Genomic DNA, 22123 nt, shown 5'->3' with positions numbered 1-22123 from the left:
CGGGGCGTTCCATATGCGGTTTACTTCTCTGAACATTGATGGCGCATGGTCTATCGAGCCGGAACGGATGGAGGACGAGCGCGGCTGGTTTGCGCGGGTTTATTCCGAAACGGCTTTTGCCGAACGGCAGATGGAAACGCACTATCCGCAACACAGCCTTTCCTTCTCGCGTGAGAAGCGCACGCTGCGCGGCTTGCACTACCAGCATGACCCGCATTCGGAGACAAAACTCGTCACCTGCCTGCAAGGCACGGTCTGGGATGTGCTGGTCGATATACGCCCCAAGTCGCCCACCTATATGCGCTGGGTTGGTCTGGAGCTTTCGGCGGAAAATGGCGTGCAGCTTTATATACCGGAAGGCTGCGCCCATGGATTTCAGGCGCTTACCGATAATGTCCTCATCCGCTACATGATCTCGCATCCCTACACGCCGGACCATGCAACGGGCCTGCGCTATGATGATCCGGCGCTCGGCATACCGTGGCCGAACCAGCCCAGCGTGATTTCGGACAAGGACCGCTCTTGGCCTTTACTTTAGGCCCATTACTTCAACTCGATCAGCAATCCGGCATCGCGCAATCTCTCCGCAGCCCCGGCGAGCGTTGCGAAAGGCAATTTCGACCGCTCGGCCATGTCGAGAAGTGACGCGCCGCCGTCAGATAGATTAAGAATCCAGAGCATGGCCATCGCTTCCTGCGCGGCACGGCTGTCACCACCGGTCTTGCCGTAAAGCCCACGACGGCCCAGTTGCGGCTCGCCCTTTGGCGAGGTGTTGAGCGGAATCCAATTTCGCTCCGCTATATCAATGGCCTGCATGATGAGATTGAAAGATTGCTCAAGACATTCCGGCTTGATGAAATCCAGATTATCCGCTGAGGTATGATATTCCGAGAAAGTGCCATAAAGGCTGCGTTGAAACATGCCGACCGGCAGGTTGAACCCCGGCGAGCAGAACTGCCTTTCATCATATCCATAGGGCCAGAAATCATGCATTGTCGCCCCGGCCAGACCGGACTGCGCGAGCACCTGCCCCATGATCCGGTCGATCGCCGCGTTGCCGCGACGGCTGCGCTTGTAATTCGGCCCGCCATCATCGCCAACGCAGGACAGGACAAGGCCGTGACTGACACGGTCAAGGTGCGGCTCGTTCTCTCTCAGCCAGGCAAGCGCGCCGAATGTCGCCGGGCCGAACAGGAAGCGATAAGTCAGCCGCGTGGAGCGCGCTTTAAGCGCCGTCCCCAGAAGCGTCAGCAATGCCAGACCTGAGCAATTGTCATTGGCAAGCGATGGGTGACAAAGATGCGCGGAGATCAGAAACGTCTCGTCCGTTGTTCCGCGATGCGTGAACTCCCCGAAGACGAGCGCACCATCGCGCCGCTCGGCATCGATAACCACGTCATAGTCTCCCTCGGCCATTGCCAGAAAGTCGCTATGCGCCATGCAGAAACCCCAGTCCTCCGCATGATAACAGGTACGGTAGGGAATGAGGTCCGGCTGATCGGGCAGCGTGTGAATGTGGCCTCTCAAGGCTTCGAGCGAAAGCCTTGTTCGTACAGGAATACTGAAGTTCACCACATGCAGATTGTGCCGCGCAAAATCGACAATCCGCTGGCCGTTTCTGTTCGCAATATAGGCTTCGCGGATCACCCATTCCTGCGGCGCTTTCCAGTCGAAAAGCGGGGTGCCGGTCGGCACCTCGTGAATCTCCAGCGGCAAATGCCTGCCAATAATGGCGAGCGTGTCCCGCACGCCCTCACCCGTCAGACTGCGGCAGATAGGATAAAGCTGCGCGGCCAGATCATAGATCGCCTGCCCGTCTGGAGACCGGTGCATGTCCGTGATTGCTGGCCGCGCATCCATCATGCGATCGCTCTGAGCGGCGGCTGCATAAGCTCCACGCGCCGCAGATCGCTGTCGAGAACACCTTCCTCCAGAAGCTTGCGAATATGGGCGATGCGCTGGAACCGAGGCCCTTCGAATTCTTCAAGCGTCAGGGTCGAGCGGCTATAGGCTGCCAGAAGCTCTTCCGCACCCGCCGCCGCATCCCATTGCGGCTTTGCGTTGGGCAGAACCCGCGCCAGCTTCTCGAAGCTGACACGGTAGGACCGTGTATCCGGGCCGGCATCTTCGGCAAATTCGATCCGGCAATCGGGCACCGTCTCGGCGACAATGCCCGCAATGTCACGAATACGGTAATTGTGTTCGGTGGAGCCGACATTGAAGGCTTCATTGAAGACCTTTTCGCGCGGCGCTTCCATGGCCGCCATGAAGGCTCGGGAAATATCACGAATATGCACGATAGGCCGCCATGGCGTGCCATCTGATTTCAGATAGATCAGCCCCTTGGTCACGGCCCAGGCGACAAGATTGTTCAGCACGATATCGAAGCGCAGGAAAGGCGACACGCCATAGGCCGTTGCGGGTCGCAGATAAACCGGGCAGAAATTCGCATCGGCCAGCTCACGGATTTCCTGCTCGGCGCGCACTTTCGAGCGGCCATAGGCCGTCACCGGCTTCAACTCGCCGGTTTCGTCGATCAGATCGGCATCGCTGATGCCATAATTGCTGCATGACGAGGCAAAGAGAAAACGCCCCACGCCCGCACGCTTGGCGGCTTTCGCCATTGCCACGCTGGCGCGGTGGTTGATGTCATAAGTCAGTTCTTCATTGAGGTTGCCCAGCGGATCGTTCGACAGCGCGGCCAGATGAATGACTGCATCGAAACCTTCCAAATCGCGCGGCGACACATCGCGCACATCCTTGCGCAGCGTCGGTACATGAACAACCGCACCACCTTCTTCGAACAGGCAATGTTCGTAAAGACCGATATCGTAGCCCGACACCTCATGGCCCGCATGAACGAGGATCGGCACCATGACCGATCCGATGTAACCCTGACTTCCGGTAACCAGCACTTTCATAGTCGTTTCCTCTGCATCCCCAATAATCCAAGTTAATCACGCAGCAGTGGGGGTAGCGATTTGACCGAAGGCATATCCGGTTAAAGACAAGCGGGGTGCACGGCAGCGGAAGGGCGTAGCGCTTACCCCTTTCGGTTAAGCGCAAATCGGCCCGGCTTACCGATCAGCAATATCCAGTCTCCGTCCCCGCCCGCATTCTTTTCTGATGGGGTGCGAAAGGTCAGCGTCTGGCCATCTTCCTGCGGCGTGGCCGCTTGTATCCCTATCCCGGAAGATGGGTCGATCCAGACGACATCATCGCCAGTTTTCACTGCGGCCTTACGGACGGAAAAGCTGCCCCCTTCGCCGTAGATCACCGCTCCAGTCCCGCCGGAAAACGATGCAGCATAAAGGTTGCGCGCATCGGTAATCAGGCCGTTGCGGTCGGGCTGGAGTTCGGTCCATGGCAGCACCGCAAACAGCTTTCGCAGCACCGTCATCGACCGCGCACCCGGACTGTTCAGCTCTTGCCGCCAGTCCCGATCGGAGTCGAACACGCCCGGCCCGCCAAAATGCCAGATCGGACTATTGCCGAAGAACTGCCCGACCGCTCCAGCCAGCAGCGCGCCATAAGCATTCCGGCGTATCATTTGCGCAGTCGTTCCATGCTCATTCTCGTAGAGCGTCTCAACCAGAATGACCGGCATTCGGTTGGCTTTGGTCTGCGCAAGCACGGAACTATGAACATCGTCATAGTCATAGACGGTGTCGATAGAAAGCCATTTGGCGTCGGACCAGATTTCGGCGGTGTTGGTGTTGCGGCGCGTATGAACGGTTTGCAGGGCATTCGGCAAAACGGCCGCGATGCCGTCGGCCAGGCTGGACACCAGCCTTTTATCCGGCGCATCAAAATCGCCGCCCAACACCCAGATAATATTGGTATATTTGGCGAAGCGGCGCGCCACCGCCTCGCCATAGGCGCGCATCCGTTGCGGCCCTGCGGCTTCGATTTCCAGATACCAGCCCTGCCCGCCGCCATTGGCGCCAAGATAGGCCGGGGCCAGCAGAACCACAAAACCAAGCGTCTGCGCCCGCTCGATGACCCATGCGGCATGGTCGAAGTAGCGCGGATTGATCGCGCCAAAAGCTGCATCTTTAAACGGCTTGTCGCCATAGGCATTGGCAGGCGGATTGCTGGAAAACTGATGTTCCAGAAGATTGACCAACAGGGTGTTGAAGCCGCGTTTGCGGCGGTCTTTCAGGTAGAGATCCACATCATCGCGTTTGAGTTGAACGATCAATGACCATGCAGTGTCTCCCTGCATGAGAAATGGCTTGCCGGATGCATCTTCAAAATAGCGGTGGCTTTCGCTGACATGGATCGGCAGCTTGACCTCCGTCGCGGCTTGCGTCGCCCCATTCAGCAACACAAACGCAAGCAAACCTGCCAGCATCCCTCTCATAGCGTCGCGGGCGGACATGCATTCACGTTTTCATTGAAGCGGCGATAGACCACCTGCGATGGACGTCCTGTCAGATAGGTCTCGACACCGTCATTCAGCGCCCGCGCATAGATAGCAAGAGCGCCGTCAATCGCATCGACCGTCTTCGCGATATCATCATCGCTATGGGTATAACTGACCACCAGCGAAGGCATCAACACACCACGCCGGATGGTCTCCTGAAGAAACAGGGAGCGGAACGCCTGCGATGGCGCGCCGGTTTCGTCCAGCGTCGCATAGGCGAGGCAACTGTCGCGTCCAACCGTGCTGACATAGTTGCTTAAGCCGTGGCGGGTGATCGCCTCGTTCATACCGCTCGCAAGCTTGGTCCCCTGTTCATACAGGTGCTCGATAACCGGTTCATCGCGATAAACCGCTATTGTCGCCATGGCAGCGGCCATAGCGTGGGTCTCGGCACCATGCGTGGTCGACAGCAGAAACACACGCGGAAACTCGGTCTGACTGAGGCCGCCGAGCTGCATATATTCCGCCTTGCCTGCAAGCGCCGAAATGGCAAAACCATTACCGAGCGCCTTGCCGAAACAGGAAAGGTCCGGAACAATATCGTAGAGTTTTTGCGCGCCCTGGCTGTGCCAGCGGAAGCCAGTGATCATTTCGTCGAGCACGAAAAGCGCACCATTTTCATGGGCAATGCGCATCGCTTCATGCAGAAAATTTTTCTTTGGATCATCGGCACGCGCTGGCTCCAGAATGATAGCCGCAATACGCCCCGGATAATCCTCAAACAGAGCCTTTACGCTGGCGAGATCGTTGTAGCGGAAGGTCGCCGTCAGGGCCGAGACTGACGCCGGAATGCCCGCATTCATCTTCGTCGTCCCGATGAACCAGTCATCGGTGGAAAAGAACGGGTGGTCCGCACAGCAGGCGATCATGTCGCGCCCGGTATAGGCCCGCGCCAGACGCATTGCGCCCGATGTAGCGTCAGAACCATCCTTGCAGAATTTGACCATCTCGGCATTGTCGATCAGCTCAAGAAAACGCTCCGCGCAATCCACTTCCATCGCGCTCGGGCGGGTGAAATTGCACCCATCCTCCAGCGCATCGCGCACGGCCTTCAAGACCGGCGGATAGGCGTGACCCAGCCCCACGGCCCGGTTGCCCATGCCATATTCGATATATTCATTGCCATCGACATCGAAGACATGCGAGCCGCAACCGCGTTGGATAAAACCCGGAGCGAGGACCGGATACTGGTCGTCGCCCTTGGCATAGGTGTGGCAGCCGCCGGGTATAAGCGCATGGGCCTTGCTACCCAACAATTGAGAATTGCGAAACTGCGATGTGAACAGATTCATGGCGAATACCTTCGATTGCTCGGCAGCCGGTCAGGCTGCGGACCATCCCGCATACATTCGTTCCCTTATCCGGCGCAGCCAGTTCTTGACCGGCTGCGGCAGGCGGCTGCGCAAATTCTTCTGCAGCGCATTCGGCATAGACCATTGCGACAAGGCCAGTGGCGGCGCGATTTCCGGACGGTCCCGGTGCAGCTTTTGCAGCAGATTTACATAAGCGCCCCCAACAATATCGCTGTCGAAAGTCGAAGTGACTTTCTGCACTGCCGCTTCCGCCATGCGGTTGCGCAATTGCGGATCACCGGCAAGCCGGTCAATCTGTGCCGCCGCCCGCCCGCAATCGCCAATCGGGAAGAGCATCCCGTCTTCGCCATCGGTGACGATCATATCCGTCACACCTGCAATGCGCGATACGATGGCCGGACACCCCTGGCTCATCGCTTCCATAAGCGTCATCGGGCACCCCTCATAGCGGGAGGGCATGACCAGCGCATCGTGCTGACTGACCAGCCATGACACATCGGAAGGCGCGACCCATCCGGTAAAGCTGACCTTGTCGCCGAATGGTTCCAGCTTGTGGCGCAGCGCTTCGAGGTCCGGCCCATCGCCTGCAATCGTCAGATGATAATCGCAGCTGAGCCGCCGCAAAATGCCCGGCAGCCAGAACACACCCTTCGAACTGTCGTCTATACGACCCAGATGCAAAAGCCGGATCGGCTTTCCATCTGCATTACGCGATGGGGCGCGCCCGATATGCGGATCGCGGCTCAACCCGTTCGGAATCACCAGCGTTCGCGACGCATCGAAACCGTAGCCGCGAACAAGATCGTCGCGGCAGCGGTTGGAGACGCCGACCGTCGCATGAACATGATCGCGGATTGCGCGTGCCGCCTCGTAAGTGCCGGGCGTGATGCTGTGGACGATCATGATGCGCAGAATATCGGCAGGCAGATAGCGGACGAGATTGGTTTCGAAACGCTGCGACAGCACATTGACGAAGACAGCATCGAACCGATTATCGCGCAGAAAATCCACAATGCGCTTTGCGCGGGTTTCTTCATCGAGAACACCCATCCGGTCAATGGCGTCGCCCTGCCGCTCGGCATCCTCCAGCCCCTGCCCTTCCGGCACGCTGACGGTATCGCCCGCAGCCCCCGTTGCAAGCCAGCGCAGTTCAATGTCCGAGCGCGCCAGTGACGCACGCATCCGCGTGAAAACCGAATAGGTCCCGCCTATGTGCGGGCGCACGAAGTAGGCACATTTCATCGTAAACACCCCCTTTAGAGCGGCTCCATTACACTTGAATAGGGGTGCCGCTCTAAATGTCTTTTCGTCCGCATTTCCAACGCAAAACCGCTTCGCACTTTTGCTGGAAATGCTGGTTTTCCGTCGCATTATCCCACGCAAAACCGCTTCGCACTTTTGCTGGAAATGCTCGGACCCCGGAAACCAGACTTCGAGGGAAAATGTCCCTCGAAGCCTTGTTCCGGTATATCGAGGGGGCAAGTTGATATACCGCTGCCAGTGTATCGAATTCGCAGGCGGGCGCATTCTGGCCATGAGGGGTAAGAGAGGTATGCTCCATCCTACATTAGACGATGGGCTTCCCCCTTCTGCCAGTTTTCCCGCGCGGTGATCCCAGAGTACCGTGCAACAGGCGCTTCGGGGGCGCTTCTGGAGACACCAGTATGAGAATAGGCCTTTTCGGACAGTTCGGTTCCGGCAATGCAGGCAATGACGGCTCTCTGGAAGCCATGCTGCAATTACTGAAACGCAACTGTCCCGATGCGGATCTGCTATGCATCTGCGCGCGCCCCGATATCATCTCGGAAAAATACAATGTCGCGACAGTGCCGGTGGGAAACCCCGCGCTAGAAAGCGACCTCTTTCGCCTGCTCGACAAGGCGCTGCTTCAGCTGCCACGACGGCTCGCCGGATTTCTCACCGCAATTTCCGTCGCACACGGCCTCGACATCATCATCGTGCCCGGCACGGGCATTCTCGACGACTTCAACGAAGGTCCGTTCGGCTGGCCGTTCGTCATCCTGCGCTGGTGTCTGGCGGCACGCCTTGGCCGCGCCAAGCTTGCCTTCGTGTCCGTTGGCGCCGGGCCTGCCGATCATCCGGTCAGCCGTTTTTTCTTCCGCAAGGCGGCGCTCTCCGCAGTGTTCCGCTCTTATCGCGATGAAATCTCTCACGATTTCATGAAATCGCTGGGGGTTAGTGCGCGCAGCGATACGGTGAGCGCAGATATTGCCTTCGCGCTGCCACCGGCCAGCAACGCAATCCATGACAGCGTTGCCGGACGCGTGGGCCTTGGCGTCATGACCTATCGCGGGTGGAAAAGGCGAGCGGCCAACGCCTCGGACATCTATGATACCTATCTCGGCAAAATCGCAGAACTGGCGAAAACACTTCTGGCCAGCGGGCGCGAGGTGCGGCTGCTCACCGGCGACAAGGGCGACGTTCAGGCCATCGGCGATCTGATGGCGCGGATCGATTCACCGGACGCCGCGAAGATTATTATCGAGCCTGTCGCGTCTCTGCACGAGCTAATGCAGCAGATCGCGAAAACAGATATCGTGGTGGCGAGCCGTTATCACAACATTGTTTGCGCACTTGCCATGGGACGCCCTGCAATCTCGCTCGGCTATGCCGCGAAAAACGAGGCGCTGCTGCACGATACCGGCCTTGACGGCTTTGGCCATCATATCGAACGGTTCGACCCGCAAACCATTCTGGCGCAAATCGATGATATGTTCGCCCGGCGTCAACAACTGGCCGAAAGTGTTGAGGCCGGGGTGGCCCAATATCGGCTGAAACTCGCGCAGCAGGAAGAGACCTTGCGCGTACAACTGCTGACGAAACGGAAAAGCGTTCGTCTATTGTCGCCCGGTCGCCGCCAGAGGGCGAGCTAGCATCGTATCGACGTAGCTGCGCAAGCGCCGCTTCGTATCGGGCCGGTGCAGGAGATAATTGACCGGCGGGATAAAAGCCGTCTGTGTCCGCTGCGACACTGCGAATTTCAGAAGCTGCCGCCAGGCCGGATCACCACGCAGCAGGTGGGATATGGCTGACCAATAGGCCCGTTCCGCGATGCCCCGGCGCGCCATGCGATGCAAAGCATCGCAATCGGGCAAGACACGCCCCTCACGGGTAAAAAAATACTCGCCCGCATCCGCCGTGTGCTGAATATGCAGCAGATGGGTGTCGCGCAATTGCTGCGAACGGTTCTGCCCATGCGAGCGCGTACCGCCCTGAACACAGTCCAGTTCGGCAATCCTCCCCTGCAATCCAAGCCGCAGCCACATGTGATAATCGTCGCTATGCGGTAGGGCCTCGACATAGTGTCCCGCCGCTTTCTGCGCCGCAGTGCGAACCACCATCGCCGAACCCGGCAACTGGAACACGCCGAGCCGGCAAAAGCGCTCGATGAAGGCCGTGCCTGTCTCGACGCGGCAGGGCACATCGTCCGGCTGGGGCGGGATGGGGGGAATCGGTGCGTCGCCATTCACCGCAACGTCGCGCCCGTAGGAGAATGCGATTGTTGGATCGGTTTCCATGATCGCCAATGCGCGTCGAAGCGCGCCGGGAACGATGAAGTCGTCGGAACACAACAAAACGAAATAGTCGCCGCTGGCCCAGTCGATACCATCGTTGAACGAGGCATGCTGGCCCTTATTGACTGGCCTCAGCAGCAGTTCCACCCGCGCATCTTCGGCAGCGAGCGCACGCGCCACATCGGCGCTGTCATCAGTAGAGGCGTTATCGATGATCAGCACCCGCAGGTTTTCAATATCCTGCGACAGCACACTGCGAACACAGATGCCGAGATAGCGGCCGTAATTGTAATTCGGAATGACGACATCGACACCTGGCTGTCTCATACTCGATCTCCTCATTCGGCTGGCGTGGAGGTGGAGAAACGCCCGCGTCCCAACCGGCCAAGACGACCCGCAACTCTACTGAGCGCCCATCCAAGGACCGGTGTGATTTCCGATGCAAAAGGATGGCGCGTGATCAGCACGGCTCCGATCCAGCTGGCGACACCAGCAAGGCCGATGGCAAAACCCAAGCCCCAATGAACTTCCAATGTGCCAGCAGCGGCAATCATTGCAACCGGAATGGCAAGCGTCAGCAGCGTTACGAACCCGCTACGCAACAATTCGACGCCCAGCATCCGGTAGGAAAAAGCCACGTGCTTGCGCACATAGACCACGGAAACAACCATCTGGAACGGTGTACTGATGAACAGGCTGAGCGCTACCGCCATCAGGCCATGGTAAGCGGCGACGCAAAGAATGATCGCCGTCACCACGCGTGAAATCAGGTTGGATATGAAGGCATCGCGATTGGCGCCGAGCGCCATCAAAAGCGGATAGGTCAACACGACCGAAAACCAGAACATGCTGGAGAGGCACATGATGACGACAATCGACGTTGCGCCATACCAGTCTGGTCCGAGCACCAGATGGACCGCCGGAAAAGCGAGCAACGCCAGCAGCGCCTGCGCAGGCCAGTAAACAACCGAAATATAGGACAGCGCGCGCACATAGGATTGCGCTATATCCACACCCGCCCGAACCTGATCGGAAAGCATCGGAAAGGCGACCGTAAAGATCGCCGACAGAAACACCCGGTCGGGCAAACCGCTCAATGTGCTGGCGCGATTATAGATCCCGACGGATGCGGCGGGCATGAAACGCCCCAGCATAAGCTGCGGAAAAGTCTCGCAAATCTTGCTCAACCCCGCACTGCTCCCGAGATACATGCTGAATTGCCACGCCATGCCGATACTTGCGAGCGATGGGCGCAGCAGTCGACCCAATGGATAAAGCGCTGCCGCAAAAGCGGTTGTGACTGCCGCCGCAGCCAGCGATCCGAAGGCGAAGCACATATGCCCCACGCCCCACCAGGCCATTGCGATGGTTATGGCTGCGCCGCAAACGGAACCGGCGGTGCGAATGCGCGCCAGAGCGCCAAAAGCCATGTCGCGCCGCAACAGGGCAACAACCGGCAATGAAACGCTTTCGATCACCGCCGCGATGATGGTGACGGTGAGAAAAAGCGACAGCAGAGGATCATGATAGGTGACGGCAAAATAATCGCGCGCCAGAAAGAGCGCTGCGGCCAGCACCAGCGTCACGCTCATCAAAAACGTGAATGCCGTCTGGATATCGCGATCCTCGACCTTCTCGATCCGGATCAGGAATTCGGCGCTTGCGAATTCACGCAGCGAAAAGACAATCGCCGCGACACTGAGGCCGACAACGCCCATGCCGGTCTCGGACGGCCCCAGAAAACGCGAAACCGCAACGACAGTCAGAAAATTGCACAGCAATCCGGCATATTGCTCCAGCGTGGCAATCACGAAGCCCCGGCGATGATTTTTCATGATCGGCTCCGTGTAACGAAGAACAGCGGGAGCGCCGACATTTCCGGCAGACAATTTTCCAAGATGCGATACCCCCTCGCAACCGTGCCGGGCGGAAAAGTCCACCCGGCTTCCTGGCGCCTTCAGAATAGCCTTTCGCCCGCCGCGGGGAATGTCACCGATGGTATTAGCGCCTGACCTGAAAGGGGTATGCCGCTCGCTCTAAAGCCAAGTCGTGGGACATCAGCTGACTGGGTAAAAATTCCAGAACGTTCCCAATGGAATCGCCACGCGGTTCGGTTGGGAAATGCAGCAAGGAAAAAGAACAATAGACCTTCTTTCGCGCCTCGGAGGAGACATGAGCAATCTTTCCTGGATCACGCTTCTGGCCTTCGTCCTCTCGGTCGCCTTTTGCATCGGCTTCCGTGAACTGGCCCGCGAATGGTATCTCATCGACATTCCGGACGACCGGAAACGGCATGAGGGTGCGGTGCCGCTTTGTGGTGGCATTGCGATTTTTCTGGCCTTCGCCATCGCCGCTTCGATTGTGCATGGGGCTTCCCAGCAAGCCAATATGCTGCAGCTGCTGCCCGGTCTGGCGGTCGTTCTTGTCACAGGCGTGCTGGACGACCGTTTCAACCTGCCGGTGATGCCGCGTCTGACCATCCAGCTTTTGGCCGCGGCCCTGATCATCGGAATGGCCGATATTGAGCGGCTTAGTCTCGGCATGACTATCGGCTGGCCTTCCGGCCTGACCGCAGACGGCGGCAGCGTTTATCTTATGGGGCCTCTTTCACTGCTGCTTGCACTGGCATTCATCGTCGGCCTTATCAACGCGGTCAATATGAGTGACGGCGTGGATGGACTGGCAGGCGCATCCAGTGCCGCTGCCTTTTTCTGGCTTGCCGTGATCGGCTTCGACTTTGGACAGCATCGGCTCGGCCTTCAGACGCTGGCGCTCGCGGCGGCGTGCCTGGGCTTTCTTGTCTTCAATATGCGCCACCGCTGGCGCATGAAGGCCAGCCTCTTCCTAGGCGATGGCGGGAGCACCCTTCTGGGTGCGGCCCTTGCGGGCACATCCCTCATCCTCGCAAGTGGAGAACCCGCCATCGCCTTCCCTGTTCTGCTGTGGGTCGTCGCCGTTCCCGTCATTGATACGCTGAGCCTCATCATCCGCAGGCTTGGCGCGCGACGCAGCCCGTTTTCCGCCGACCGCCAGCACCTGCACCACCTGTTGATGGATGCTGGCCTGAGCTGCGGGCAAACGGCCATGGCTGTGATGGCGCTCAACCTGCTGGCTGGCGCGATCGCCTATATCGCGATCCGGGCCGGTGTGCCCGCATGGATCATGCTGGCTTTGCTCCTGCTGCCAGCCACGCTGCACACGCTTTTCGTGCTGCGCATGACCAGAGGCACACGTCCCGCTGTCGTCGTTGCCGCGACAATCTCCGAGACAGCCAAGACGGCAAAACCCAATCTCACATTTCCGGGGACCACTTCATGACCGTTTCCGCGCTCATCATGACATTCAACGAGGAAATGAACCTGCCCGCCTGTCTGGAATCGCTTGCCTGGTGCGACGATATCGTGGTGCTCGATTCATTCAGCACCGACCGCACCGTGGAAATCGCCAAGGCTGCGGGCGCGCGGGTCTATAGCCATGCTTATGACACCGAGGACCGCCAGCGCATGTATGGACTTACGGAAATCAAGTTCAAGCATGACTGGGTTTATACGCCTGACGCCGATGAAATCACGCCGCCGGACCTGCGCGACGAAATGCTGGCTATTGCCGCCGATCCTGATCGACCGGAAGTGTTCTTCAAGGCGCGCTACAAGAATATGTTCATGGGGCGCTGGATACGCCATGCGAGCCTTTACCCGACCTGGATAACCCGCCTTGTCAGACCCGACCGTGTCCGCTTCGAACGCTCGGTGCATTCCCGTGCCAGTGGTGGACCGGGCGGCGAATTGCAGGCGCATTTCATCCATTACAGTTTCAACAAGGGGCTGGAAGCCTGGTACGCGAAACACAACCGCTATTCCTCGGTAGAAGCCGACCTTTCAGCAGCGCGCCTTCTGGAACGGCACATCGACTGGGGTGGTATTTTCTCCACCGAGCCTGAGAGACGGCGGCGTGCGCTGAAATCGCTGTCCTACAATATGCCCTTCCGTCCAAGCCTGCGCTTTTTCTACATGTATGTGCTGCGGCGCGGTTTTCTCGATGGCAAGCCCGGCTATCTTTATTGCCGCCTGCTTGCAGCCTATGAGTTCATGATCGTCGTCAAGATGGAAGAGCAGCGCAGCCGTCAGAGCGCGCAGCCTTCCCGCTCTTCTGTCCAGCAGCGACCGCTGGACGCCAAAAAACCGGAGCGACACATGGTATGATGTTGCTCGCCCTTCTGCCCTGCGCCGTGTTCTTCGGACTGGCCGCCATGTTCTTCTCTGAACCCTTGCTGGCACTGCCGGACGACGGCAGCCGGGCCGATGTGATCGTCGTGCCGGGCGGTGACGGTCAGCCGCGTGCGGAACAGGCGGCACGGTTGTGGAAGGAAGGGCGCTCGCCCTATATCCTCGTCACCGGTGATGGCGACTGCCTTTTCAACAAGCAGATCATCGTGCGCGAAGGTGTGCCGCCATCGGCTATTTTCGTGGAATGCTATTCCGGCAGCACCTGGCAGAATGCGCGCTATTCCGCCCCTATGATGCGCAAAATCAATGCGAAGAGCGCGCTTATCGTCACCAACTGGTATCACTCGCGCCGCGCTGTTGCGAGCTTTCGCGCCGTTTGCCCGCAGATGCATTTCGTGTCCGCGCCTGTCAATGACAGCGACGAACATATCGGCTTTCCCACCACACGCACTGATGTAGAGGTGATCGCCAAGGAATATGTCAAGCTTGGCTGGTATCTGCTGTCCGGCCGCATCTTCCCGCAGGATCTGACCGGGCACGGCCCAGCGCTCAACCTGTCCTCAATCTGCAAATCGACGGAGGACGGGCTGTGAACCTCTCGCTGACATGGATGTTCGTTCTTCTGGTTGTGGCATTTCTGGCCACCGGCTTTCTGGGGCGGCCTGAGCGCATGTATCAATTTCCGTTTCTGGCCGGTGTAATGACCTTCGGTTTCATCCTGCCGCAGGTTCCAGCCCTGGTGTATGACCAGTTCATACCCGCGGGCGCCTATGCGAAAACCATGGTGATGGGCATATTGGCTCTGCTTGCTCTGGCGCTCGGCTGGCAGATGGGGAACCGCCCGATAAAATTCCTCAGCATGAGCTTCAGCGAAAGGCGGCTTTTATGGGCTGCTGCCGGGCTATCGGTTTTCGGCGCATCCTTCTATTTCCTTTTGAGCCGCCTGCCCGGCGAAGTATCCATCGGCGTGCAGATGACCGGCATGCCCGTCATCTGGCTCTTCTTCGCGCAGCTCATGCCCTATGGTCTCGCGATTGCGCTGCTTTGCTTTGCCCGGCGCAGCTCGTGGCTCGCACTGGGCATCATCCTGTTTGATCTGGTGTTCTATCTCGACCGCATCGTCGTTACCGGCAAACGCGCCGAGGCCATCCAGCTTCTGTTGATGTTCCTGCTTGCTTTCTGGTTCTACCGGCGCTGGGTAGTGCCGCGCACATTAATGTTCATCGGCATCATTGCAGGCACGTTCCTGATGACCAGCATGGGCGATTACCGTCAGGTGACGCGTGCTGCCTCGGGGTTCGTCCTCGACCAGATTCTCGATATCGACTATGCGGCCAATTTCGAGGAAACGCTGGAACGCGGCGGCCCCGAAATGCGCAACGCCGTATTGCGAATGGATGAGATCGACCGGCGACTGGAGTTCGATTACGGCAAGTTCCACTGGAACCGGATCGTCTTCACCTATGTGCCCGCCCAACTCGTCGGCAGCCAGATCAAGGACAGTCTCTATCTGTCCACACCGAAGCCTGACCGCAATTACAACCCGCTGACCGGCACGACCGAAACCGGGCTGATCGATGCCTTTTCATCATTCTGGTATTTCGGCGCGCTGAAATTCCTGCTGCTGGCCTGGGTCATTCGACGCCTCTGGGAAACGGCCATGGCAGGTGAGATGCTCGGGCAGCTCGTCTATATGTTTTCTATCGTGCCCGCCATGCATGCCATCTCGCATCAGACAGACTGGGTGATCACAGTCTGGATACACATGGCCCTGTTTCTCATTCCGATCCTGTCTGTCTGCGTCATTCGCAACCGCTCCGTCCACTTGCCGGTATCGCCTTCCGGGTCGATACCGCAACTCATCCGGGGATGACCCATCATGACCGCCATGCCCAATCACCCCCGTCTCCGATCCGCAGCGTCCATTGCGGGACGAAAAGATGCTTCGCGTCCGCTGGAAGGCGGGGCGACATTCACCTTGCAGCACCGGCTGCAGCGTCTTGGCTGGCAAATGACATGGCTGGTGCTCGCCGCCTGGACGCCCTCGTTTTTCTGGCGCTGGCGCGGCATGGTGCTGCGGCTGTTCGGCGCAAAAATCCACAAGACTGCCATCGTGCGCGGCAGCGCGCGCATCTGGTGGCCGCGCAATCTCATCATGGGTGCGCATTCCTCGCTTGGTCCCGGCGCACACTGCTACAATGTCGCCAATGTCACGCTGGCGCCCTTTGCCATCATCTCGCAAGGCGCGCATCTCTGCACGGCGGGCCACGATATCGACCGCGCCGATTTTCCGCTCACGGCATCGCCCATTCATATTGGCCCGCATGGCTGGATCGCCGCTGAAGCGTTTGTCGGTCCCGGTGTGAATGTGGGTGAAGGCGCAGTGCTTGGCGCGCGCGGTGTCAGTTTCCGCGATATGGAACCATGGACGGTTTATGCCGGAAACCCGGCAAAAGCCGTGCGGCAAAGACGAAAAGCCGTGTGATTGGGCTGGTTAAACCGGTCCCATCCGGCGCTCGCGGATAAGGCTATAGCCATTTCCGCCCATGATCGAGCCTGTCTTGCGCTTTTGATAGGACTGATAGGCATCGAGGGTTTGCAGCGCGATGCGCGGCCAGGTGTAATTGTCCCCAACCAGCTTATGGCCCGCCTCGCCCATCCAGACCGCCCGCGTGGGATCGTCCAGAATCTGCATCAGCCCAGCCGCAACGGCTTCGGCATCCACAGCGCAGACTACGCCCGCTCCCGCCTCGGCGACTTCAGGAAAATGGCAGGCATCGGTGATCACCACCGGCACACCGCAGGCAAGCGCCTCGGTAATGGCGACGCTGAAACCTTCCTGCCGGCTTGGCAGGCAAAAACAGGCTGACCGTTTCAGCGCAGCGATCTTGTCGGAACCATAAAGCCCGCCAACCAGATGCACACGCTTTTCCAGCCCATATTGGCGGATCTGCTCGCGAAAATCATGCTCAGCACCGCCATCCGGCCCCGCAACGACGAGATCGACATCTGGCAGGATCGGTGCAATCCGGCGATAGGCATCGGCCAGAATGTCGAGACCCTTCTTGTAATGCAGGCGCGACAGAAACAGCACAAAGCGCCGGTTCGGCAGTTTTGCCAGTGCTGCACTGTCGTCAGCGCCAGCGTCACCTTCGACTTCATCGAGGAAAATGCCATTTGGAATGATCAGGCTTGGCGGCTTCAGCCCCAAGGGTCGCATCAGCTCGATTTCATCACGATTGAGCGCCTGAATGAAGGCCGCGCCATCGAGCATCCGGCGAAAGGCCAGCGCCAGCGCCAGTTTCTTCTTCCACGATCGCTGTTGCATGCTCCACATATCGAGCATGCCGCAACAACAGATGCAGTATGGCACGCCGAAGCGACGGCACAGCATGGAAGCCCGCAGCAGATTGGTTTCCCAGACACCGTGCAGATGCACAAAATCCGCCGCACGGATTAGCGGCGCCATAGCCTTTGCCGCCCGGCTTCCGAACAGCATTTCCCGCAGATCGGGCATCGGAAGCAATAACGTCTGCACCTTGTCGAAATCCGGTATGGTTTCGGCGGCCTTGGCCGCGCGGCGGTTCACGTCTTCATCGCTATAGCTGACGATCGTCACGCTATGTCCAAGTGCTGCCTGCGCCGCCGCCAGCCTGACAATGACCGCCTGCGGGCCGCCTTTGGCGGGATCGTAGGAACCGATGACGTGAACAATCTTCATGCCGCCAATCTCCGTGTGTGCTGCGAAAGGGCTGCGACAAGACGCTCGCCATAACGCGCCACCGTATAATCGGCGGCGCGCTCACGTGCGCTGTCGCTCATCCGTGCCAGCATGGCCGGATTGCCAGTCAGTTGTTTGAGAATTTCCGCCGTCTCGGCCACGTCGCGTATCGGCACAATGTAGCCATCAATGCCATGCCGCACGACGCTGCCGGTATTGTCCGTGCAAATGACCGGCAAGCCTGCCGCCAGCGCTTCATAGACGGCGGTGGCCGACCCTTCGCAAAGCGATGGCAACAGGAACACATCCGCCCATTCGAACTGCGCCTGCATTTCGCTGCGCGGGATCGGGCCGGTCAGCTCCACGCTGGCCGACAGGGTCGCAACAGCTTCCGGCTGCACGTCAATCGGCCCGACCATGCGAAACTGCGCGATATCCCGCACAGCCCTCGCAACCGCGCCCACATAGGGCGAGCCCTTGCGCAACCCGACTGCACCGACCGTCAGCACCCGCAACGGCCCCGGCGCGCGCAGCGATTGATTGAGCGGAAAGCGCTTGTCCACCCCATAAGGCACGACCACCACCTTATCCGGCTGGCATCCGGCCTCGATTACATGGCGCGCCACAAAGTCCGACGGACAGACCACCGCGTCGGCAATGGCCCATTCCGCCCTTTCACGTGCTGCAAAATCATCGGCATGCACATCGTCGGCAGCGGACACATGCCAGCCGGGATTGAGCACTTCCTCTTCGCAGGCCAATTGATCGACCACAGTGCGCGGCGCGATCATCTGTTCAACGGCAGTCCATAATCCTGCCTGTCGCGCAGCGGTCAGCTGCTCCAGCGCCTCACCGCTGAACGCGTAAACCCCGCTTGCCCCGTGAAAACCGCTGTCCGCCACCAATTGCCCAAATCGCTGTCCGGCCCAGATGGCGTTGGCGGTCGATTTCGGCCCGGTCTGGTTGGCAAGCCTGCGCACGGCGGAATGCAGGCCGAAGCCCGGAAAAGTCGTCATCCGCTCCTGCGGGATGCCCTGCGGCGCACGCCCGATCAACCGCCGCACGGCGGTTGGAAGCATGGTGGGCGGCAGACCGTTCAAAAGACGCGGCCAGCCCTGCAAGGCGCAAATATCGGTATAGAAATGCGCGAGCCTTTGCCGGTCGGCAAAAATGCGCGGTACGGCATAATGCATACGCGCCCCAAGCTGGGTGACGACAACTGAGCCATCCATCATCGAAGCTCTCCCGACTGGAATTTGCGATCCAGAACCGGCATTGCTGCCGGCACGCTTTTCTCTTCCAGACGCCCCACCGCCGATTGCCACATGGCCGCGCCATATTCGCGGGAATAGGCGGTTTCCATCAGATAGCGTGCATTGTTACCCATGGTCATGCGGCCAACCGCCGAATGGCGCATATGCAAAACGGCCTCGACCAGACGGTCCACCTCGCCCGGACGCAATGCTGCGCCGCATTCGAAATCACGAACGATGGAGCCTATCTCGCCATCGGGGTCGCCAATGAAGATTGTCGGACGCCCCGCTGCCAGCACCCCGTAGAACTTGCTCGGCACGATGCAATGTTCCAGTTCTGGCTTAAGCGACACCAGATGGACATTGGCAGCGCCGAGGCTTTCGGAGAGTTTTTCGACCGGTTGAAACGGCTTCATCATCACATTGGTCAAGCCGCGCCGTTTGACTTCGCTTTCGACAAAGCCCCGCTGCTGCCCCTCGCCGATCATCAGGAAAACAACGCTTTTCATATGTTTCAGCCGCTCGGCTGCGTCGAGAACGGTCTGGAATTCATGCGCCCGACCGAAATTACCGGAATAGCCGATGACGAATTTTCGCCCCAGCCCCCAGGCGCGGCGCAGCGGATTTTCCGAAGGGGCTACCGGCATGATCTCGTTGCGATCCGCCCAGTGATGCACAACGCTCAAATTCTCGCGCGCTATGCCCGTTGAAGCAAGATAGCGCGACATGCGCTCAATGGGGCAGATCGTCAGTGCCGACTGGCGCATGGACCAGTTGCGCAGCGCCAGCGTCAGCCTTGCCGATGCGCTGCCCGGTTTAACCAGACCAAGCTCGATTGCCGTTTCCGGGAAAAGATCCATCACCCAGTTGACAAGCTTTGCCCGCCGAAGCCGGATCGGCAATGCTGCCGAAACCGACAGCAAGGGCGGATCGGTGCAGATCACGCAGATATCGTCCTTGCGGGCATGGGTCGCGAACCAGGCCGCAGCGGAAAGATGGAAGGTGGCATAATCGACCGCCCGCCCGGCCAGTTTTCCGCGACCAAAGCCTGAGGTCCAGATGCGATGCACATCGACACCATCAATCGTCTCACGCGCGGGCAAGGTTTCCCTGCGGTTGTCATGGAAACTGCGGCTGGTCAGAATCGCCGTTTCAATGCCCTCGCCCACAAGCGTCTGCGCCAGACTGGAGACCATGCGACTTGTCGCGGACTGGTCCGGATAAAAATAACGATTGGCAAGCACAACGCGCATGAGCCCCGTCTCCCGTCTTTTCGACCTCATGGAAGTAGCATCGCAACAGCGGGTCGTTCATCGCAAGAAACCCAAAGGCATGGGCGGCACGCCAAGCGGGCGAAGTGCCTACCTCTTTGGGTGCATCGGGTCATAGCGGACACCATCACCGCTTCACCCGAAGAGGGTTAGGCACAGCCGTGCTTGCCGTTTTGGAGCCGTTCTGCCGCGACACGAAATCGGTAACATGGTCTCATGGATATTCAGGACGGAGGGCAGTCCCTTGAACGATAGATTGCACGATAGCTTGCATGATAATCAGCGTGAGAAAACCGCGCTCATCATCGGTGTTACCGGCCAGGATGGCGCCTATCTGAGTGAGCTTCTGCTCAAGAAGGGCTATCGCGTTCATGGTCTGAAGCGGCGTTCGTCCTCGTTCAATACCGGGCGTATCGACCATCTCTATCAGGATCCGCACGAGGAAGACGTGCGCTTTCGCCTGCATTTCGGCGACTTGACCGACGCCACCAATCTATGCCGCGTCATACAGGAAGTGCGCCCCGACGAGATTTACAATCTCGGCGCGCAAAGCCATGTGCAGGTGAGTTTCGAAACGCCGGAATACACCGCCAATACGGATGCGCTCGGCACGCTGCGCCTCCTGGAATCCATCCGTATTCTCGGCCTTGGCAAGACTTGCCGCTTCTATCAGGCTTCAACCTCCGAGCTTTTCGGCAATTCCTCGCCACACGCGCAGAACGAGCATACGCCGTTCATGCCCCAGAGCCCTTATGCAACGGCCAAGCTCTATGCCTATTGGACCACGGTGAATTATCGCGAGGCCTATGGTTTCCACGCCTCGAACGGCATCCTGTTCAACCATGAAAGCCCGCTGCGCGGTGAGACTTTCGTTACCCGCAAGATCACCCGCGCCGTCGCGGCCATCGAGCGCGGTTTGCAGGATAAGCTGCGTCTTGGCAATCTGAATGCCCGCCGCGACTGGGGCCATGCCCGCGATTATGTGGAGGGCATGTGGCGCATCCTGCAGGAAGAGACACCGGATGATTATGTGCTCGCCACCGGCGAGACCCATACGGTGCGTGAATTTGTCGAACATGCCTTCAAGGCCGTCGACAAGCAGATTGAATGGAAGGGCGATGGCGTGGAGGAAATCGGCATTGACCGGAAGACCGGCAATTGCCTGATCGAGATCGACCCGCGCTATTTCCGTCCGAATGAGGTGGATTTCCTGTTGGGCGACGCATCGAAAGCCCATAGCCGCCTTGGCTGGCAGCACACGACCGGCTTCGACAGCCTTGTTGCCGAGATGGTGGATTGGGATTTGCGCAATATCATGCGGGAGGCTGGGCGCAATGACTTCTATGGACATTAACGGGACCGCAGAACCGGTCTATTCGCTGGCAGGCAAGAAGATTTTCGTCGCCGGGCATACCGGCATGGTCGGTTCGGCCATCCTGCGCCGCCTGCACGGCACGGATTGCGACATCATCACTGCCGCGCACAGCGCGCTGGACCTGACCCGTCAGGGACCAACCGAGAACTTCATTACCGGGCGCAAACCTGATGTCATCATCATTGCGGCGGCCCATGTCGGCGGCATTCTTGCCAATGCGCAATCCCCCGCCGATTTTCTCTATGACAATCTCGCCATCGGCATAAATGTCATCCACGCCGCGCACCAGACCGGCGTGGAACGCCTGCTCTGGCTGGGGTCTAGTTGCATCTACCCGCGCGACGCGGCGCAACCGCTGACCGAAGACGCCCTGATGATGGGGCCGCTTGAAGCGACCAACGAAGCTTATGCCATCGCCAAGATTGCCGGGCTGAAATATGCCGAGGCCTGCGCGCGCCAGTTCGGTGACTGCTTCATGACGGCAATGCCGACCAATCTCTACGGTCCGAATGATAATTTCGACCTGAAAACGTCGCATGTGTTGCCAGCGTTGATGCGCCGAATCCATGAAGCGAAAATCATGGGTGCAGAGCAGGTGACCCTATGGGGCAGCGGCACGCCGCTGCGCGAATTCCTGCATGTTGATGATCTGGCCGAGGCCTGCCTGCATCTCTTGCAGTTTCACCATGGGTTCGAGCCGGTCAATATCGGCTCCGGCGAGGAAATATCGATCAAGGATCTGGCGCTGCTGATTGCCCGTGTCGTGGGCTATGAGGGCCGGTTCGAGCATGATCTGAGCAAGCCGGATGGCACGCCGCGCAAGTTCCTCGATACATCCCGCATGGCCGCACTCGGCTGGAGGCCACGCATCAGCCTCGAAGATGGCCTACGCGCCGTCTATTCCGCCTGGGTGGAAGAAAGCGCTGAAGCCGTCGCGGCATAGAGGACCTGTTTCACCCATTATCGCCCACACCCTCATGCTGAGGAGGCGCGCAGCGCCGT

The 22123-nt window shown here is 59.1% G+C and carries 19 protein-coding genes; 9 read left to right on the top strand and 10 right to left on the bottom strand.

The genetic code is table 11. The features are described 5' to 3' along the window. Window positions 1-13: 13 nt before the first annotated feature. Window positions 14-538, top strand: coding sequence for a dTDP-4-dehydrorhamnose 3,5-epimerase (gene rfbC, locus QLQ11_RS12755; protein ID WP_371835986.1), 525 nt, complete (start codon window positions 14-16; stop codon window positions 536-538). A 5-nt stretch (window positions 539-543) separates the two neighbouring features. Here rfbC and QLQ11_RS12750 read toward each other — a convergent pair whose 3' ends face one another. From QLQ11_RS12750 to QLQ11_RS12730, 5 genes are all read right to left on the bottom strand, one after another. Next, window positions 544-1863 carry a DUF4910 domain-containing protein gene (locus tag QLQ11_RS12750; protein WP_109367686.1) on the bottom strand — a complete coding sequence of 440 codons (1320 nt, stop codon included), beginning with the start codon at window positions 1861-1863 and terminating at the stop codon, window positions 544-546. Beyond that, complete coding sequence (locus tag QLQ11_RS12745) at window positions 1860-2921, bottom strand: NAD(P)-dependent oxidoreductase (RefSeq protein ID WP_109367687.1); 1062 nt, start codon at window positions 2919-2921, stop codon at window positions 1860-1862. Before QLQ11_RS12745 ends, QLQ11_RS12750 begins: the two co-directional genes overlap by 4 nt. A 122-nt stretch (window positions 2922-3043) precedes the next feature. Then, window positions 3044-4381, bottom strand: coding sequence for a DUF4038 domain-containing protein (locus QLQ11_RS12740; RefSeq protein WP_371830831.1), 1338 nt, complete (start codon window positions 4379-4381; stop codon window positions 3044-3046). Continuing rightward, the gene (locus QLQ11_RS12735) at window positions 4360-5718 is read right to left on the bottom strand and encodes a glutamate-1-semialdehyde 2,1-aminomutase (protein ID WP_283736276.1); all 1359 of its coding nucleotides are present in this window, start codon (window positions 5716-5718) and stop codon (window positions 4360-4362) included. The genes QLQ11_RS12740 and QLQ11_RS12735 overlap by 22 nt, the downstream gene beginning before the upstream one ends. A gap of 30 nt (window positions 5719-5748) precedes the next feature. Beyond that, window positions 5749-6981: a glycosyltransferase family 4 protein gene (locus QLQ11_RS12730; RefSeq protein ID WP_283736275.1), complete on the bottom strand. Its 1233-nt coding sequence runs from the start codon at window positions 6979-6981 to the stop codon at window positions 5749-5751. Window positions 6982-7403: 422 nt separating this feature from the next. Between QLQ11_RS12730 and QLQ11_RS12725 the strand changes: the two genes are divergently transcribed. Beyond that, window positions 7404-8633: a polysaccharide pyruvyl transferase family protein gene (locus QLQ11_RS12725; protein ID WP_109367690.1), complete on the top strand. Its 1230-nt coding sequence runs from the start codon at window positions 7404-7406 to the stop codon at window positions 8631-8633. On the opposite strand, the gene QLQ11_RS12720 is transcribed toward QLQ11_RS12725, so the two are convergent. Beyond that, the gene (locus QLQ11_RS12720; RefSeq protein WP_109367691.1) at window positions 8598-9602 is read right to left on the bottom strand and encodes a glycosyltransferase family A protein; all 1005 of its coding nucleotides are present in this window, start codon (window positions 9600-9602) and stop codon (window positions 8598-8600) included. The two genes, QLQ11_RS12725 and QLQ11_RS12720, sit on opposite strands and share 36 nt — an antisense overlap. A gap of 11 nt (window positions 9603-9613) precedes the next feature. Beyond that, window positions 9614-11110 carry an oligosaccharide flippase family protein gene (locus tag QLQ11_RS12715; protein WP_109368016.1) on the bottom strand — a complete coding sequence of 499 codons (1497 nt, stop codon included), beginning with the start codon at window positions 11108-11110 and terminating at the stop codon, window positions 9614-9616. Window positions 11111-11447: 337 nt separating this feature from the next. Here QLQ11_RS12715 and QLQ11_RS12710 point away from each other — a divergent pair, with 337 nt between their 5' ends. The 5 genes from QLQ11_RS12710 to QLQ11_RS12690 are packed head-to-tail and all read left to right on the top strand — an operon-like array spanning window position 11448 to window position 15986. Continuing rightward, window positions 11448-12593: an MraY family glycosyltransferase gene (locus QLQ11_RS12710; protein ID WP_109367692.1), complete on the top strand. Its 1146-nt coding sequence runs from the start codon at window positions 11448-11450 to the stop codon at window positions 12591-12593. Continuing rightward, entirely contained in the window at window positions 12590-13477 is an 888-nt protein-coding gene (locus QLQ11_RS12705; RefSeq protein WP_109367693.1) for a glycosyltransferase family 2 protein, read from the top strand. The genes QLQ11_RS12710 and QLQ11_RS12705 overlap by 4 nt, the downstream gene beginning before the upstream one ends. After that, a complete protein-coding gene (locus QLQ11_RS12700) occupies window positions 13477-14094 on the top strand; it encodes a YdcF family protein (RefSeq protein WP_371830835.1) in 618 nt (205 codons plus the stop codon). The genes QLQ11_RS12705 and QLQ11_RS12700 overlap by 1 nt, the downstream gene beginning before the upstream one ends. Next, complete coding sequence (locus QLQ11_RS12695; RefSeq protein ID WP_109367695.1) at window positions 14091-15374, top strand: hypothetical protein; 1284 nt, start codon at window positions 14091-14093, stop codon at window positions 15372-15374. Before QLQ11_RS12700 ends, QLQ11_RS12695 begins: the two co-directional genes overlap by 4 nt. 15 nt (window positions 15375-15389) lie before the next feature. Beyond that, complete coding sequence (locus tag QLQ11_RS12690) at window positions 15390-15986, top strand: putative colanic acid biosynthesis acetyltransferase (protein ID WP_109368017.1); 597 nt, start codon at window positions 15390-15392, stop codon at window positions 15984-15986. Between the two features lie 9 nt (window positions 15987-15995). On the opposite strand, the gene QLQ11_RS12685 is transcribed toward QLQ11_RS12690, so the two are convergent. Genes QLQ11_RS12685 through QLQ11_RS12675 form a run of 3 tightly spaced genes read right to left on the bottom strand, consistent with a single transcriptional unit; the run spans window position 15996 to window position 19728 of the window. After that, window positions 15996-17222 (bottom strand): glycosyltransferase, encoded by a 1227-nt coding sequence (locus tag QLQ11_RS12685; RefSeq protein WP_109367696.1) that lies wholly within the window; start codon window positions 17220-17222, stop codon window positions 15996-15998. Next, on the bottom strand, window positions 17219-18454 hold the full coding sequence (locus QLQ11_RS12680) for a glycosyltransferase family 4 protein (protein WP_109368018.1): 1236 nt from the start codon (window positions 18452-18454) through the stop codon (window positions 17219-17221). The genes QLQ11_RS12685 and QLQ11_RS12680 overlap by 4 nt, the downstream gene beginning before the upstream one ends. Next, window positions 18454-19728: a glycosyltransferase family 4 protein gene (locus QLQ11_RS12675; protein ID WP_109367697.1), complete on the bottom strand. Its 1275-nt coding sequence runs from the start codon at window positions 19726-19728 to the stop codon at window positions 18454-18456. Before QLQ11_RS12675 ends, QLQ11_RS12680 begins: the two co-directional genes overlap by 1 nt. 286 nt (window positions 19729-20014) lie before the next feature. Here QLQ11_RS12675 and gmd point away from each other — a divergent pair, with 286 nt between their 5' ends. Together gmd and QLQ11_RS12665 are read left to right on the top strand one after the other, a co-directional pair. Further along, on the top strand, window positions 20015-21100 hold the full coding sequence (gene gmd / locus QLQ11_RS12670) for a GDP-mannose 4,6-dehydratase (RefSeq protein ID WP_109367698.1): 1086 nt from the start codon (window positions 20015-20017) through the stop codon (window positions 21098-21100). Then, window positions 21090-22064: a GDP-L-fucose synthase gene (locus QLQ11_RS12665; protein ID WP_109367699.1), complete on the top strand. Its 975-nt coding sequence runs from the start codon at window positions 21090-21092 to the stop codon at window positions 22062-22064. The genes gmd and QLQ11_RS12665 overlap by 11 nt, the downstream gene beginning before the upstream one ends. Window positions 22065-22123 lie beyond the last annotated feature (59 nt).

Origin of the sequence: Ochrobactrum sp. SSR, assembly GCF_030067775.1 — a bacterium.
Classification (GTDB): Bacteria; Pseudomonadota; Alphaproteobacteria; order Rhizobiales; family Rhizobiaceae; genus Brucella; species Brucella teleogrylli.
The sequence above is the reverse complement of the archived record's forward strand: the minus strand, read 5'-3'. Positions and strand labels throughout refer to the sequence as shown.

Coding starts and splice junctions, on each gene's coding strand:
- QLQ11_RS12740 (WP_371830831.1), bottom strand. CDS start 4,381: ATGTCCGCCCGCGACGCTATGAGAGGGATGCTGGCAGGTTTGCTTGCG.
- QLQ11_RS12715 (WP_109368016.1), bottom strand. CDS start 11,110: ATGAAAAATCATCGCCGGGGCTTCGTGATTGCCACGCTGGAGCAATAT.
- QLQ11_RS12680 (WP_109368018.1), bottom strand. CDS start 18,454: ATGGATGGCTCAGTTGTCGTCACCCAGCTTGGGGCGCGTATGCATTAT.
- QLQ11_RS12700 (WP_371830835.1), top strand. CDS start 13,477: ATGTTGCTCGCCCTTCTGCCCTGCGCCGTGTTCTTCGGACTGGCCGCC.
- QLQ11_RS12730 (WP_283736275.1), bottom strand. CDS start 6,981: ATGAAATGTGCCTACTTCGTGCGCCCGCACATAGGCGGGACCTATTCG.
- QLQ11_RS12690 (WP_109368017.1), top strand. CDS start 15,390: ATGCCCAATCACCCCCGTCTCCGATCCGCAGCGTCCATTGCGGGACGA.
- QLQ11_RS12665 (WP_109367699.1), top strand. CDS start 21,090: ATGGACATTAACGGGACCGCAGAACCGGTCTATTCGCTGGCAGGCAAG.
- QLQ11_RS12725 (WP_109367690.1), top strand. CDS start 7,404: ATGAGAATAGGCCTTTTCGGACAGTTCGGTTCCGGCAATGCAGGCAAT.
- QLQ11_RS12745 (WP_109367687.1), bottom strand. CDS start 2,921: ATGAAAGTGCTGGTTACCGGAAGTCAGGGTTACATCGGATCGGTCATG.
- QLQ11_RS12710 (WP_109367692.1), top strand. CDS start 11,448: ATGAGCAATCTTTCCTGGATCACGCTTCTGGCCTTCGTCCTCTCGGTC.
- QLQ11_RS12685 (WP_109367696.1), bottom strand. CDS start 17,222: ATGAAGATTGTTCACGTCATCGGTTCCTACGATCCCGCCAAAGGCGGC.
- QLQ11_RS12720 (WP_109367691.1), bottom strand. CDS start 9,602: ATGAGACAGCCAGGTGTCGATGTCGTCATTCCGAATTACAATTACGGC.
- QLQ11_RS12705 (WP_109367693.1), top strand. CDS start 12,590: ATGACCGTTTCCGCGCTCATCATGACATTCAACGAGGAAATGAACCTG.
- QLQ11_RS12675 (WP_109367697.1), bottom strand. CDS start 19,728: ATGCGCGTTGTGCTTGCCAATCGTTATTTTTATCCGGACCAGTCCGCG.
- QLQ11_RS12735 (WP_283736276.1), bottom strand. CDS start 5,718: ATGAATCTGTTCACATCGCAGTTTCGCAATTCTCAATTGTTGGGTAGC.
- rfbC (WP_371835986.1), top strand. CDS start 14: ATGCGGTTTACTTCTCTGAACATTGATGGCGCATGGTCTATCGAGCCG.
- QLQ11_RS12750 (WP_109367686.1), bottom strand. CDS start 1,863: ATGATGGATGCGCGGCCAGCAATCACGGACATGCACCGGTCTCCAGAC.